We start from the raw sequence: 13,385 nt of genomic DNA on the forward strand, positions 1-13,385 counted from the left end.
GATTTGCAATGAAGATTCTGATCCTCGGTGCCGGTCAGGTTGGCGCCTCGGTCGCCGCGACTCTCGCTCGTGAAGATGATGACGTGACGCTGGTGGATACCGATGCCAATAGTTTACATAAGCTTCAGGACCACTATGATATCCGGACAATTCAAGGCCTTGCTTCACATCCCGATGTGCTTGAGCGGGCCGGTGCAGCGGATGCTGATTTAGTGCTGGCTGTCACTAATAGTGATGAAACCAATATGGTGGCCTGCCAGATTTGTCATACGTTGTATAACACACCAACCAAAATTGCTCGGATTCGCGCTCAGGAATATCTCACCAAACCGAAGTTATTCAATAATGATGCCTTTTCAATTGATGTATTAATCAGCCCAGAACAATTAGTCACGGATTATATCCAAAGATTGATTAGCCACCCGAATGCGCTGCAGGTTCTGGATTTTGCTGATGGCTTGGTGCAACTGGTCGCGGTAAGAGCTTTTCATGGCGGCCCGTTAGTCGGTAATCCTTTACGTGATTTACGCAAACATATTCCAAAAACCGAAACCCGGGTAGCCGCAATATTCCGTAATGGAAAGGCAATCCTGCCTGAAGCTGAAACGGTCATCGAAGCGGATGATGAGGTCTTTTTCATTGCCGCCAGCAAAGATATCCGTTCCGTCATGGCGGAATTACGCCGGCTGGAAAAACCCTATAAACGCATAATGCTGGCCGGTGGTGGTAACATTGGTATTCGCCTCGCCAGAGCGTTGGAAAACGATTATCAAATCAAAATAATCGAAGCGAATAGCGATCGCGCCGATTACTTATCCGAGGAGCTATCCAAAAGTATCGTGTTATTAGGTGATGTCGCCAATGAAGAATTATTGCTGGAAGAAGAAATTGATAATGTTGATTTATTCTGTGCGCTGACCAATGACGACGAGGCGAATATTCTGTCCGCCATGCTGGCAAAGCGGCTGGGCGCTCGTAAAGTTTTATCGTTAATCAATCGAGCCGCTTATGTGGATTTGGTCGAAAGCGGCACCATCGATATCGCTTTATCTCCCCAACAGGCGACTATCGGTAGTTTACTGGCACACATTCGCCGAGGTGATATCGTGGCAGTGCATTCGTTGCGGCGGGGTGCTGCTGAGGCCTTGGAAGCCATTGCGCATGGTGATAAAGGCTCCTCCATGGTGGTTGGTAGACGCATTGATGAAATTGATTTGCCGCCAGGCACCTCTATTGGTGCAATTGTTCGAGGTGAAGAAGTTATTATCGCGCATCGAAATACCATGGTCGAAGCAGAGGATCACGTTATTTTATTTTTAACCAATAAGCGTTACATCAAAGAGGTCGAACGCTTATTCCAGGTCGGATTCACCTTTTTCTAGTCTTTATGACCTACTCGCTAAAACATCATTTTCTTATCGCCATGCCTACATTGATAGACAGTTTTTTCTATCATTCGGTGGTATATCTGTGTGAGCACGATGACGAAGGAGCGATGGGTTTAATCATTAATCGTCCTACCCGAATCATGATGCAGGAGCTGCTCAATCACCTGCAAATCACAAATACATCTGAATGGGCCAGTAAGACGGCTGTGTTATTCGGTGGGCCGGTGCAGAAGGATCAGGGAATGGTGGTTCATAATGGCGGCGAACAATGGAAAAATACCCTGAAAATAACGGACGATACCTTTTTAACGACTTCCAGTGATATTTTGCAATCATTGGGCACAGATAAGGGCCCGCCGAATTCTATTGTGACGCTGGGCTATGCCGCCTGGGATGCGGGACAATTGGAACAGGAAATCGCCGATAATAGCTGGTTGACCGTCGCGGCGACACCCGAGCTGCTTTATCAGACCCCTGCTGAAGAGCGCTGGCAGGCCGCTGCAAAATTACTGGGCATCGATATCAATCTGATGTCTAATACCACAGGCCACGCATGAGTTCTGAAAAAAATATTCTCGGCTTTGATTTTGGTATGAAAAGTATTGGTGTGGCGGTTGGACATCAGCTCACCAATACCGCCAGAGGCATCGAGGCTTTAACTGCCCGTGACGGGATTCCCGACTGGGAAGTTATCGCCAAAATTGTTGCCGAATGGCAACCTGGTCTAATCGTTGTAGGATTGCCGCTGAATATGGATGGCACAGAACAATTAATGACCGCTGCCGCCAGAAAATTTGGCAATCGCATGAACAATCGTTTTAATATTCCAGTGGTCTGGCAGGATGAGCGACTCACTACCTTTGAAGCGCTCGACCAAATGGGAATTCGCAGTAAAATGCAGTCCGATAAACGTAGTGATGTCGATAAACTTTCGGCTCAAATTATTCTTCAATCATGGTTGGACCTACAATGACAATGCCCAAAACCACAGCGGAAATTCAAAACCTGCTCGAAGAAATGGCTGAAACCATACGTGAGGAGCTCTCTGATAAAGACCCGCTACTGGTGGGTATTCATACTGGTGGCGTATGGGTTGCCAAAGCATTGCAAAAAATTCTGGGTGAAGACTTTTTTGATGCCCCTCTGGGCACCTTGAATATTGCTTATTATCGTGATGATTTCACCCGGATTGGCATGCATCCACAAGTCTCTCCCTCCGATCTGCCTTTTGAAGTTGATAATCGTCATCTGGTTTTGGTAGATGATATTTTTTACAGTGGTCGTACCACGCGGGCCGCACTGAATGAAATCTTTGATTATGGAAGACCTGCCAGCGTGACATTGGCCGTACTGATCGAGCGTGATGGGCGTGAATTACCGATCCGACCAGATATTGTCGGTGCCTCGGTCATTCTGCCACGTAACCAACATTTAAAACTTCGTAACAAAGAGGGTTTGCAATTGGAGATCCGTGCAGCAGGTGCATTGCATGCCGAGTAATCAACTGACTGAGAATGGCCAGCTACGGCATTTTCTAACAATTGAAGGTTTAAAACGACCACTATTAACAGAAATCATGGACCGGGCTGAACAGTTTTCCAGTATCAGTCACCGCCAGGTCAAGAAAGTCCCATTATTACGTGGGAAAACGATTATTAATTTATTTTTTGAAAACAGTACCCGCACTCGTTCGACATTTGAGTTAGCAGCCAAACGGCTTTCTGCTGATGTGATGAACTTTAATATCAGCACTTCCGCAACCTCAAAAGGCGAAAGTCTGCTCGATACCCTGCATAACCTTGAAGCCATGCACACCGACATGTTTGTAGTTCGTCACGATCAAAGTGGCGCCGCAGAATTTATCGCACAGCATGTGGCACCGCATGTCAGTGTGATAAATGCGGGGGATGGTTGTCATGCCCACCCCACCCAGGCGATGCTGGATATGTTTACGATTCGCCGTCATAAACGGGATTTCGCCAATCTGCGCGTTGCTATCATCGGTGATATTTTGCATTCACGGGTTGCCCGTTCACAAATTCAGGCTTTAGCGACACTCGGCGTAGGTGAAATTCGGGTTATTGGTCCCCAAACGCTACTGCCTCGAGAGAGCCATACCCTGGGTGTGCATGTATATCACGATATGGCCACGGGCCTTAAAGATGTGGATGTGGTGATTACCTTACGTCTGCAACTTGAGCGTATGCAGGGTGCATTATTACCCAGTGCTCGTGAATATTTCCGCTGTTACGGATTGACCGAAGAAAAGCTCAAGTATGCCAAACCGGATGCCATTGTCATGCATCCTGGTCCTATTAATCGTGGTGTGGAAATAGCTTCTTCGGTAGCGGACGGTCCACAGTCAGTGATACTGGAACAAGTTACACACGGTATTGCCATTCGAATGGCGGTAATGTCGATGGCCCTGGCCAGCCAATCAGAACAGGCAGAGATCGAATAATGAAGATTTGTATTCAAAATGGTCGCGTCATTGACCCTGCCAGCCAACTGGATATTGATCATAATATCTACATCGAAGATGGACGTATTGTCGCTATTGCGGAAGATTTGCCAGAGTTTGACGCCGATATTGAAATTGATGCGTATAACAAAATAATATGCCCCGGTTTGGTTGATTTAAGTGCGCGATTACGTGAGCCGGGCCAGGAACATACCGCGACTATTGAGAGTGAAACCCGGGCTGCTGCAGCGGGTGGCATAACAACACTAGCCGTCCCGCCGGATACCGATCCGGTTATCGATACTCCTGCTGTGGTGGAATTAATTGAAGATCGTGCAAAAAAAGCCGGTCGGACGATGGTGCTAACTGTTGGTGCATTGACCCAAAAATTAAATGGCGAATTATTAGCCGAAATGGCCGCACTCAAAGCGGCAGGTTGTGTCGGTGTCAGCAATGGCATAACCGAAATAAAAAATACGGTGGTTTGGCGACGCGCACTGGAATACGCAGCGACGCTGGATTTAACCGTGTTTATTAATCCAGCGGATCCGTGGTTGCAAAAACAAGGTTGCGTCCACGAGGGGACTGTTAGCGCAAGACTCGGATTATCCGGTATCCCGGAAAGTGCAGAAATCATTGCTGTCAGTCGAGACTTGATACTTATTGAACAAACCGGAGTACGCGCTCACTTTCATAGTATATCCACCGGCAAAGCAGTTAAATTAATTCGTGAAGCCCAGGAGCGAGGTTTGCCAGTTACCGCAGATGTCAGTGCACACCATCTGCATTTATGTGAACATGATTTGGGCAACTACGATAGTTTTAGCCATGTGATGCCACCATTACGTGGCGTGCGGGATCGAGAACAGTTAAAGCAAGGTTTACGTGATGGTGTTATTCAGGCGGTTTCCTCTCATCATCAACCGTTGGATGCTGATGCGAAGCTTGGGCCGTTTGCTGAAACCACACCCGGAATCTCGGCTTTGGAGACCCTGTTACCACTGACATTTAAGTTAGTCGAAGACGATGAAATCAGCCTGCATCAGGCTATTGCCAGCTTAACTTGTCAACCTGCAGCCATTCTGGGAATTGATGCTGGACAACTCAAAGTCGGCGCCAGTGCTGATATCTGTATTATCGATGCCGATGTGCAATATGACTGTACACCCTCAGCATTTATCAGTGCCGGTAAAAACAGTCCATTTGGCGGATGGTTATTTCAACATCAGGTCAGCCATACGCTGTTTCAAGGTAAGGTTGTTTATCAACGTCCGGACAGATAACCAAAAGGAGTTTTCAAAATGACTATCACGCGTAATGGATTTAAATTATTGGCTCTGCTGGCCGTTGTCTTCGTATTTTCAGCCTGTGCTCCCGAAGTCGGTTCAGATGAGTGGTGTGTGCATATGAAGGAAAAACCGAAAGGTGACTGGACAGCAAACGAAGCGGGAGATTATGCCGAGCATTGCCTGCTCTGATTGATATGACAGAATCACTCTTTGCCCTCGATTTTGATGGTGTCATTTGCGATAGTGCCTTAGAAACCGGCTTAAGTGGCTGGCAGGTTGCCTCACGCATCTGGGGAGAAATGCCAGAACAAATGCCCGAACAGATCATGACAGATTTTCGTCAAATCAGGCCCGTTATGGAAACGGGGTTCGAGGCGATATTAATTTGTCGACTTTTATTTGAAGGGCTACAGCCTGCTCTGCTAATGGACGATTTTGCCAGTCAGCTCAAAAGCCTGATGGCACGCGAATATCTTGACGTTGCGGATTTGAAGAAAAAGTTTGGAGAGTATCGGGACAATTGGATTGAGACGGATCTTGTTGGCTGGATTGGCATGAATCCACTTTATCCTGGTGTCACTGATTTATTACAAACTATTCCGCTTAAGCAACGATATATTATTACCACCAAACAGGAACGTTTCGTTATTGAAATTTTGGCAGCTAATCAGATCGAAATTCTGCCGGATCAGGTTTATGGACTGGAACGTCAACTGAAAAAACCACAAATCCTGGATGATTTACAGCAATTAAATCCTCACGCAACCATTTTATTTGTTGAAGATCGTCTGCCAACCCTGCTGGATGTCATTGAGACCCCTTCACTTTCCGTTCTGAATTTGTATTTTGCGACGTGGGGCTACAACACTCAAACAGATAAACAGCTTGCTCTACACCATCCCAGAATAATCAGTTTAGATACCCCGGCTTTACTTAAACTGGCGCATTGAGGTGATAAACTGCGTTAACAACCAGCGTTTTGGATAATGGCTCCTAAAGCAGCTCTTATTATTGCTAATTCCAGCTTTTTCAGGAGAATGATCTGGAAGCCTCGAAGGCTCTCGGGAAATTCAAATGTTCAATCCATAAGAAGATGAAATCGCTGCTTTACTCTCTGTTTGTCTGATGGGCCAAAACAAGCTCTTGAGCACACCATGAAAAACATATTTTGTTTGGCCTGGCCTTGTTGCTGACGATGGGGATTTATTGGATTGATTGCCACGATCGAACCTGTTTGGTTAGGAACCAGCATGTTGATAGACATGGTTCAATAACGCGATTTATTGGTGAATTATATTGAGCTTGGGCGACATAAAAATGCTCATTTAACCGAGGTAGTCAGTGCAGCATTCAGCCTGAATGCTTACGCCCCATATTGTGACTACTTTAAGCACCGTGATGGGAATGATCCAGCTTCCCTGGAGTATTGCGGAGGTTTGGAAATATTACAACCACGCGATTGCTGTGGTTTGGAGATTAAGCTTTTCGATGCCGGTGAGTTTATTACTGGCTCCTCTGGTTTATCACCTGTTTCACTCTATTAAAGATCGAAACAAATTAGATAACCAGACAGCATTAACTAGATGGGAAGGTCTTCCAAAAAAATGGCGGAGCGGACGGGACTCGAACCCGCGACCTCCGGCGTGACAGGCCAGCATTCTAACCAACTGAACTACCGCTCCGCGACCTGATGGTTTAACAACAACCGGTCAGGAAGCGTGCAAGAATACAGCAAAAAATTAAAAGGTGTTAGTGTTGATCAGAAAAAATTCTGTGCCACATGCTAAGTGTTTGAAATTAAGTCTATTAGATGGTTTTACCGATTGTAGAATTTACAATCTGGCGATGATTTACGGGCAAAAAAATCCCCCGAAAGCCAGTTAACTGGCTGACGGGGGAGTTTAATTACATTGCTTCGGCTGCTTGGACCGCTTTATTTACCAGACGTTTTGCTGCACCCTTGGCTCCAGAATTTTTAATTTGCTCCAGATTAACCGGTTTCCCGACAATGATGGCACCACCCATGCCTGCACCGAAATGTGGGGTACATTTATAAATATAGATGCCTTCTTGAGTAAAGGTACGGCTGAAGTTTTCACTCATTTCAGACATCCACATTTCTGCACCTTCAGGAATCAAACCTTCAATCGATTCCGTATTATGTGTGCTCATATTGGTCCAGGATACGGAATCACCCGGCGCAATCGTCAAGACCAAAGGCTCATAAATCAAACCTTGTGCGGTCACGGTATGATTTTTTGACTCAACGGTAGCTGGCTCAGCAACTTCGGCTGGTTCTTCAGTAATACCGGCTTCTTTTTCGACTTCCTGTAATCTTGCTTCAGCATCAGCACGGCCTTCTGCTGCTGAATTTTCTGCAGCAGCAATTGCTTCATCCGCACGATCACTTACTGTTTTACTGGTTTCCTTTGCCGTTTCGATGGCAGATTCCACGGCTTCATTCGTGTTATTCAACACCTCTTCCTCGGTGTTGCTTTCTAATGCTTCCGCCTCCTGCTGAGCTGCCTGAGAAACTTGCTCACTGGCGGTTGTCGTCTCTTCAACCTGTGTGGTTTCATCGGTTGATTCAACAGCTTCTGACATCTTTTCAAGCACCTGCTCAGGTGAGCTAGGACGATCATAATGCTCACTGGTACCGGAAATAAACGATGAAACGGCTGCCACTACAAACACCGCTATAGCAATAATAATAGCTGCGGTAATAATAGATCGAGAATGACGCATTAGACTCTCCAAGTGATTAAATTTTTACTGATCATACCATCACCTTATGGCTATATATAAGCTGTTCAGCGTATTTGTTTGATTTAGGACAAGTTCACTCGCCTCTTCATTTGATTGAATTCTTTTGGGTAACTTTTAAAAAAGGTATTACTCCCATCAATTTTGTGCGCATCTTCCTGCTTTTTTGCTAAAAATTGGACTCAAAAGTCCAGTTTCGTTGTATTTAAACAACATTTTTTCTAAATTTTTTTCATTCAAACAACAGTTTATGAAAATGTTTGTATACAGCCAGAGCATTGGCTGCTTTAAACCTAACTAAAAACCAGCTATCCAGAAGCGCTCTTTAGTCAACCTATTAACGTTAAATCAAAAACGGATCAATTTGGTCTATTTCAGCCAAATACAAAGCTTCTTTATCCAAATCACGCGTAAACACTGGGCTAAGCACCTATCACACCCCAGCTTTAGGAATTTTTCCTATATGAAGCTGAAAAACCTGAAGCTAGCCTTCATGAGCTTTTTACGCACAGGAGAGAGAAATGAAATTAAAACCAAAACTCATTAGTACAGCGATAATGTCTTCGCTGATGCTGATGCCCTATGCCGTTTTGGCAGAGGAAGATGCCGTTGATACCGGCAAGATGACTGTTACGGGTATTTTGCCTGATCGCTTAGAAGCGGTTCCAGGGTCTTTTAGTATTATTGATGAAGAGTATTTAGAAGAACGCCGTCCTATTTCTAACATTGAAAGATTACGTACCGTTCCTGGCGTTAACGTGGTTCCAGATGGCAGCATGGGCTTTGATACTAATATCGGTATCCGTGGACAAAATCCACGCCGAAGTGCCAAGTCGATGATTATGGAAGATGGTATGCATTTACAGCTGGCACCCTATGCGGATCCTGTAGTGCATTACACCACCCCATCGCAAGCCGTTAATCGTATTGAGGTCATTAAAGGTGCTAATCAAATCCTTTATGGACCACAAACACTTGGCGGTGCGGTGAATTTTGTCACCAAACCCGTTCCACGTAATGGTGAAGTTGAAGGAAGTGTCACCTCGGCCTTTGGCAACCAAGGTTATCGTATGCTGAACGGCAGCGTTGGTTTTGGTAATGAAGTCGGCGGCGTCATGTTTGATTTCAACCAGAACAAGGGGGACGGTGTTTATGACGATGCTGAATTTGATGTCAAAGACTACCGTTTTAAAGGCGAGCTGGATATTACCGATCGTCAAACTCTTGGCTTGAAATTAGTCCACACCCGTGACCGTCGTAATCAGACCGAAGCCTATTTAACACCGTTTGAATATGATCAAGACCCTTATTCACATCCGTCCATTGAAAACGATGAATGGGAACAAGATCGTGATGTCGTTCAGTTACAGCATATTTTCAGGGTTAATGATAACTTCAAACTGAGCTCTCAGGCTTATTACACTGATACATTCCGCAATGGTCTGCGTAGTACAGAAGAGAATGAAGGAGACCTTGATGTTAACGGTAACATTACTTCTATTTTCAGAAACTGTCCTGATGAAGGTGGTGAAGGTATCCCGGCTGGTAATGTAACCAACCCTGGCCAATGTGCTGGCCGCCATGCTCCACGACAGTATTACACTCGAGGAATAGAGACACGTGGTGATTTGTCTCATAGCCTGTTTGGCCTTGAGCATGACACTATCTTCGGCGTGCGTTATCACGAAGAAAACGTGCATCGTCAGGAAATTCTGGCACAGAGTGTTGCTGAACGTGAAGACTATGATTTGGCATTACTGAATAATCCAGGTGATGTGGAAGAAGCCTTTATTAAAACCAATGCACTGTCTTATTACATGCAAAACACCACCTATGTTGGTAACTGGTCTTTCACTCCGAGTTTCCGGGTAGAAGATGTGCGTACCAGCGAAAAATTCTTTGAAGGTGGGGTTCAAGAAAATCGTGAAAGCCTGTCATATACCGAGTTCCTGCCAAGTTTTGGCATAACCTGGAATGGCATTGCTAACACAACGGTTTTTGCCGGTGTTCATAAAGGCATTGCACCAGCACGAGCTGACCGTGAATTTAGTGAAGATGGCGGCCGGGCTGAGCCAGAGGAAAGCACCTTGTATGAGGTAGGTCTACGTAGCACATATTTCAAAGGTATCAGCTTTGAAACAGCGCTGTTCCATAACGATATCAAAAATACATTGATTGATTTTGGTGATACGTTTGATAACAGTGGTGACAGCAAGCAAAGCGGTATTGAAGTAGCAGGTCGCATTGACTTTGGCGATATTTACGGCTGGACAAATAATATTTATTTATCCGGTGCATATACCAACCTTTGGACTGCCGAGTATGAAGATGGTCCTGATCCGACAATTAACGGAAACAGAATGCAATATGCACCTGAACATCTGTTAAACGTTGATCTTGGCTATGAACATCAAAGTGGCGTACATGCCCGTATCGGCGTACAACATGTCAGCAAACAATTTGTTGATGATGGAAATACACGGGTAGAAGATGTGAGCGGTCTTCAAGGCACCATTCCAAGCTTTACCATCTGGAATGCTACCGTTAATTATCAAGTACCTAACACCGGGGTAACGTTATTTACAGGCGTTGAAAACCTGTTTGATAAAGAGTATCTGGTCAGTCGTAACGAAGGTAAATTAGTAGGTCGTGAACGTCTGTACTACGGTGGTATTACTTACAACTTTTAATTAGCTTCAACGTTGACGGAGACAATCTTACAGAACATGTTTTTGAATATGTATTAAACAACAGCCATTTCTCCCAGATTTGCTGTTTCTGTAGGACTATTGCCGACAAGCCCGCTCAGTGCGGGCTTTTTTTTGCACACAAAAAAACCCACTTTAATGTGGGTTTTGCTGCTTTCAGTAGGAGTTAATCTTTCTGCACTTCTCGTTTATCGATATACATCAATACGATCTGCCTGTCGGTGTAAATATCGTTGGAACCGCTCTTACGCACCGTGTCATAAAAGGCTTTAAATTTTGGATCTCGTTGTTTCATTTCCTCAAGATTATCCAACAAGACCAGTGCCTGAAATGCGGTGGGTGCTGTATCAAAAAATCTCACTGTACAATAGCTGGTGATGGCTTGTCCGGTTGCTTGCAGATCAGCCTTAAGAGACTCATCAAAGATGCATTGCTGATAATTATCATGTTCGGCAGCAACAAAACCCGAGACAAACAAACTGCTGATAGCAAAAATCTGAGCTTTCATTATCTCTCTGTCCAATATATTGAAGATAACGGCTCAGACTTGTGCCTTGCTGTTAGGTTCCGTTTTAAAGTTATGAGTCACCCATTTGACTAATGGTCTTAATAACATCCATATAAGCCCCACCATGCTCCTGTACCGCATCAGCATCGTATTTTTCAGAAGCCACATGAACCTCTTCCAAGGTCATCGCCAGTTTATCCAATTCTTGATTTATTTTTGCCAAGGCATTTTCCAACGTATAGGTGAGTTCATGCACTTTGGTGACATCATCAGCCGACATGGATTCTTTCTTTAATAAAGCTTCCAATTGGTGATTATAACGCTTGAAGTGGGTTACAGCTTCCTCCAGCGAGTCTGCTGATTCGCCTTTAAAATGTTCAACTGTTTCAGCTTTTGCCATAGTGGCCACACCAAAACTCAATGCCGCCGCGGCAAGATAATTCATCACTTTCATATTAACCTCTTAACAAACAAGAATGATTTACAAAGGATAACGATATACGTTATCAACAGTAAATAAGGACGAAATTTGTAATATCAAGGGCATAAAAAAACCTCCCGTCATAACAACGAGAGGTTTTGAGTGCAACCAAATACTGATTACATGGATTCAGCTTCTGAAAGCGCTTTTTTGACGACACGGCCAACGCCGCCGGTTACATCAGCTGATTTAATGGCATCCAGATTGGTGGGCTCACCTACGATAACCGCCCCTCCCATGCCAGCGCCAATGTGCGGAGTACATTTATAGATGTAAATACCCTCATTCTCAAAGGTATATTGATAATTTTCACTCATAGGCGAGTTAATTTTTTCTGCACCTTCGGGAATCAAACCATCTATCGTTTCCACATTATGAGTAGACATATTTTCCCAACGCACCGTATCACCAGGGGCAACCTTCACCACCAATGGTTCGTATTTCATGCCAACCGCTGTAACAACATGTGTTTCAGCAAAAACACTTTGGCTCATTAAAAGTAATGCTGCGGGAATGGTCATAATCGCTAATTTTGTTTTAGGCATGGAGCCTCCTGTTCAGTGATTAACTCAAACTTAATTAGTTATGTTGTACATGATACGGGAATTATTCCCGATAACACTATTACCGACCATTGAGAAATCATGATGGTTCCGGCATGGTTATAAGCAGATACTGTGCTTGCGTGTTTAAGGACGCATTAACTTAAGTTAATCATTTTCATGGCCTCATTAAGGAGAACTTCCTATCGCTCAGTACTGCCATGAGCTTTAAAATAACTGAATATCTGGAAAATAAGAAAGCCCATTACAGTCAACACAATAGCAATTTCATAACGCGCATAAGCGACAGAGATACCAATCGCGCCAGTTAGCCAAATTCCGGCCGCACTGGCTGTACCACTCACACCATTATCTTTTTTCATAATGGCACCACCGCCGATAAAACCCATACCCGTGATAATGCCATACATAACTCTGGCTTCGGCTGCATCTCCATCGTAAACTTCTCTGGCCACCAGCATAAAAGCACAACATGCGATGCAGACCAGCGGATAGGTTCGCATACCGGCTCCTCTGGCTTTATATTCCCGATTAAAAGCAATCGGTAAAGCAAGAAGAAATGCGATGCCTAATTGATAAGCGTGATACCAGATTAATCCAATATCAATATTCATCAGCCAATCTCCCACTGATTAAAATGAAGTATTGTCGACTCCCTGAAATGTCGTCATTAATTTGATGCAATCTGCGATTTCAAACTGCGGGGCCAGGCGGTAACTAACGCTTTTAGTAGCGTGGCGAGTGGAATCGCAAAGAAAATCCCCCAAAAACCCCAGATACCACCAAAAAACAATACAGCCAAAATAATCGATACCGGGTGTAAATTTACCGCCTCAGAAAATAAAACCGGCACCAGTACATTGCCATCCAAGGCTTGAATAACACCGTAAGCCACCAATACATAAGCAAACTCTTCTGTCAGCCCAAAATGAAAGCCAGCTACGGCAGCCACGGGAATTGTTGCCACCGCCGCACCAATAAATGGAATCAATACCGAAAAGCCCACGATAACCGCTAATAGAGCGGAATAGGGCAAACCAAACCAGGCAAAGGTAATAAAGGTAACCGTACCGACAATGATGATCTCTACTACCTTACCACGCACGTAGTTGGCGATCTGACCATCCATCTCTTTCCAGATCCGGCTCATTAACCCACGTTTTTCCGGCATCATAGATAATATAAATCCCACCAGACGTTCACGGTCTTTAAGCATAAAAAAAA

At 44.7% G+C, this 13,385-nt stretch carries 16 protein-coding genes and 1 tRNA gene; 10 read left to right on the forward strand and 7 right to left on the reverse strand.

Features of this window, described 5'->3' with window-relative positions:
* Positions 1-8 precede the first annotated feature (8 nt).
* The 9 genes from trkA (at position 9) to LGT40_RS09225 (ending at position 6,682) form a co-directional block, all read left to right on the forward strand.
* Positions 9-1,382, forward strand: coding sequence for a Trk system potassium transporter TrkA (trkA, locus tag LGT40_RS09185; protein WP_226075729.1), 1,374 nt, complete (start codon positions 9-11; stop codon positions 1,380-1,382).
* 5 nt (positions 1,383-1,387) lie between these two features.
* A complete protein-coding gene (locus LGT40_RS09190; RefSeq protein ID WP_226075732.1) occupies positions 1,388-1,945 on the forward strand; it encodes a YqgE/AlgH family protein in 558 nt (185 codons plus the stop codon).
* Positions 1,942-2,361, forward strand: coding sequence for a Holliday junction resolvase RuvX (gene ruvX / locus LGT40_RS09195; RefSeq protein ID WP_226075735.1), 420 nt, complete (start codon positions 1,942-1,944; stop codon positions 2,359-2,361). The genes LGT40_RS09190 and ruvX overlap by 4 nt, the downstream gene beginning before the upstream one ends.
* The gene (gene pyrR, locus LGT40_RS09200; protein WP_226075738.1) at positions 2,358-2,888 is read left to right on the forward strand and encodes a bifunctional pyr operon transcriptional regulator/uracil phosphoribosyltransferase PyrR; all 531 of its coding nucleotides are present in this window, start codon (positions 2,358-2,360) and stop codon (positions 2,886-2,888) included. The genes ruvX and pyrR overlap by 4 nt, the downstream gene beginning before the upstream one ends.
* A complete protein-coding gene (locus tag LGT40_RS09205; RefSeq protein WP_226075745.1) occupies positions 2,878-3,849 on the forward strand; it encodes an aspartate carbamoyltransferase catalytic subunit in 972 nt (323 codons plus the stop codon). Before pyrR ends, LGT40_RS09205 begins: the two co-directional genes overlap by 11 nt.
* Positions 3,849-5,132: a dihydroorotase gene (locus LGT40_RS09210; protein WP_226075748.1), complete on the forward strand. Its 1,284-nt coding sequence runs from the start codon at positions 3,849-3,851 to the stop codon at positions 5,130-5,132. Before LGT40_RS09205 ends, LGT40_RS09210 begins: the two co-directional genes overlap by 1 nt.
* Before the next feature lie 18 nt (positions 5,133-5,150).
* Positions 5,151-5,327, forward strand: coding sequence for a DUF3012 domain-containing protein (locus tag LGT40_RS09215; RefSeq protein ID WP_226075750.1), 177 nt, complete (start codon positions 5,151-5,153; stop codon positions 5,325-5,327).
* 5 nt (positions 5,328-5,332) lie between these two features.
* Positions 5,333-6,088 carry an HAD family hydrolase gene (locus tag LGT40_RS09220; protein ID WP_226075751.1) on the forward strand — a complete coding sequence of 252 codons (756 nt, stop codon included), beginning with the start codon at positions 5,333-5,335 and terminating at the stop codon, positions 6,086-6,088.
* A gap of 336 nt (positions 6,089-6,424) precedes the next feature.
* A complete protein-coding gene (locus tag LGT40_RS09225) occupies positions 6,425-6,682 on the forward strand; it encodes a hypothetical protein (RefSeq protein ID WP_226075753.1) in 258 nt (85 codons plus the stop codon).
* 61 nt (positions 6,683-6,743) lie between these two features.
* On the opposite strand, the gene LGT40_RS09230 is transcribed toward LGT40_RS09225, so the two are convergent.
* Both LGT40_RS09230 and LGT40_RS09235 read right to left on the reverse strand, forming a co-directional pair.
* Positions 6,744-6,820 (reverse strand) — tRNA-Asp (locus LGT40_RS09230).
* Positions 6,821-7,043: 223 nt separating this feature from the next.
* Entirely contained in the window at positions 7,044-7,883 is an 840-nt protein-coding gene (locus tag LGT40_RS09235; RefSeq protein ID WP_226075755.1) for a plastocyanin/azurin family copper-binding protein, read from the reverse strand.
* Between the two features lie 539 nt (positions 7,884-8,422).
* On the opposite strand from LGT40_RS09235, the gene LGT40_RS09240 reads away from it, so the two are divergent.
* The gene (locus tag LGT40_RS09240) at positions 8,423-10,591 is read left to right on the forward strand and encodes a TonB-dependent receptor family protein (protein ID WP_226075758.1); all 2,169 of its coding nucleotides are present in this window, start codon (positions 8,423-8,425) and stop codon (positions 10,589-10,591) included.
* Between the two features lie 184 nt (positions 10,592-10,775).
* On the opposite strand, the gene LGT40_RS09245 is transcribed toward LGT40_RS09240, so the two are convergent.
* The 5 genes from LGT40_RS09245 to LGT40_RS09265 form a co-directional block, all read right to left on the reverse strand.
* Entirely contained in the window at positions 10,776-11,117 is a 342-nt protein-coding gene (locus LGT40_RS09245; protein ID WP_226075761.1) for a hypothetical protein, read from the reverse strand.
* A gap of 70 nt (positions 11,118-11,187) precedes the next feature.
* A complete protein-coding gene (locus LGT40_RS09250; RefSeq protein WP_226075775.1) occupies positions 11,188-11,571 on the reverse strand; it encodes a DUF6746 family protein in 384 nt (127 codons plus the stop codon).
* A 146-nt stretch (positions 11,572-11,717) separates the two neighbouring features.
* Positions 11,718-12,143 carry a plastocyanin/azurin family copper-binding protein gene (locus LGT40_RS09255; RefSeq protein ID WP_226075776.1) on the reverse strand — a complete coding sequence of 142 codons (426 nt, stop codon included), beginning with the start codon at positions 12,141-12,143 and terminating at the stop codon, positions 11,718-11,720.
* A 200-nt stretch (positions 12,144-12,343) separates the two neighbouring features.
* A complete protein-coding gene (locus LGT40_RS09260) occupies positions 12,344-12,775 on the reverse strand; it encodes an MgtC/SapB family protein (protein WP_226075778.1) in 432 nt (143 codons plus the stop codon).
* A gap of 56 nt (positions 12,776-12,831) precedes the next feature.
* Positions 12,832-13,385: AI-2E family transporter (locus LGT40_RS09265; protein ID WP_226343194.1), on the reverse strand; the 554-nt coding region annotated here is incomplete at its 5' end.

Origin of the sequence: Methylophaga pinxianii (assembly GCF_020447225.1) — a bacterium.
GTDB classification, from domain to species: Bacteria; Pseudomonadota; Gammaproteobacteria; order Nitrosococcales; family Methylophagaceae; genus Methylophaga; species Methylophaga pinxianii.